2 protein-coding genes are annotated in these 739 nt (G+C 61.8%); both read right to left on the minus strand.

All coding sequences use genetic code 11. The annotated features are described in order from the left end of the window. Window positions 1–412, minus strand: a 412-nt coding sequence (locus tag AB4Z23_RS27440) for a flavin reductase (RefSeq protein ID WP_441361180.1), incomplete at its 3' end; no start/stop codon positions are given. A 23-nt stretch (window positions 413–435) separates the two neighbouring features. Beyond that, window positions 436–739, minus strand: a 304-nt coding sequence (locus AB4Z23_RS27445; protein ID WP_441361181.1) for a malonic semialdehyde reductase, incomplete at its 5' end; no start/stop codon positions are given.

Raw genomic sequence — 739 nt, forward strand, 5'->3', positions numbered from 1 at the left:
GGATACTGCTGACCTTGCAATCGAAGGAGGCGATCGCATTTACGAGCGCCGGCGCGCCGGTTTCGAGCAGCGACCACTCGCCGAGCTTGAAGCGCTCAGGCATCGGTGTCTTGCCGCCGAAGACGCTGCTGATGTCTTCATCGTCGCTTTTCAGCACGTTGACGCAAAGCACGCGATTGGTGTTGACGGCAGGATAGGCTGAAGAGCCGCGGTTGATGCAGACGAGAAGGGTGGGGGGCGTGTCGCTGACGCTGCAGACGGCCGTCGCCGCGAAGCCCGCGATCCCGCCGGGACCATCGGTTGTGACGATATTGACGGCAGCGCCGAGTCTCGCCATCGCATCGCGAAACAGGACCCTGCTGTCCTCAGCATGTGTGAAGTCGTTGTTTTCGACAGGAGTTATGGTTTGCATGGCGGCGGGCTCCGGCAAAGAGGTCAGGAGAGGAGGTATGCCTCTTCGAAGGAGAGACGTGGCAGGCGGTCGAACAGCTTCGACCGATCCCCGTGGCCGAGGTTGATGAGGAAATTTGATTTCCAGGTCGTGCCGGTAAAGAACGCTTCATCAACTTTTGTCTTGTCGAAGCCGGACATCGGGCCCGCGTCGAGGCCACGGGCACGCACCGCGAGGATCAGATAGGCGGCTTGCAGGCTGGCGTTGCGGAAGGCCGTTTCGTCGGCCAGTGCCGCGCTCGAGGTGAACCAGGATCGCGCGTCACCATGTGGGAACAGCGCCGGCAGC

The sequence above is a fragment of the Agrobacterium sp. MCAB5 genome (assembly GCF_052114365.1).
GTDB lineage: Bacteria > Pseudomonadota > Alphaproteobacteria > Rhizobiales > Rhizobiaceae > Agrobacterium > Agrobacterium tumefaciens.